At 40.4% G+C, this 240-nt stretch carries 1 protein-coding gene; it reads left to right on the top strand.

Annotated features, from left to right (window positions below; all coding sequences use genetic code 11):
- Positions 1–240 (top strand): SH3 domain-containing protein (locus tag AX662_RS05465; RefSeq protein ID WP_197414663.1); only part of this gene is annotated, 240 nt, incomplete at both ends.

Genomic DNA, 240 nt, shown 5'->3' with positions numbered 1-240 from the left:
GTAATGGGGATGGTAAGTCTTCTAATGGCACTCAAGCCACAACAGGTGCTTTGAACATCCCAGCGACAGGAACTTTCTACTTTACACGTGACACAGATATTAAGAAAGAACCAAAAGCAGACCTCAAACCTACTTTTGTTTTCAGTAAGGGTGACCATGTTATCTATGACAAAGTTTTGACTGCGGATAATCACCAATGGATTTCTTACCTTGGTTATGACTATGTTCGCTATTATGCAG

Origin of the sequence: Streptococcus sp. CCH5-D3 (genome assembly GCF_001556435.1) — a bacterium.
Lineage (GTDB): Bacteria > Bacillota > Bacilli > Lactobacillales > Streptococcaceae > Streptococcus.
This window is presented reverse-complemented; position numbering and strand designations above follow the sequence as displayed.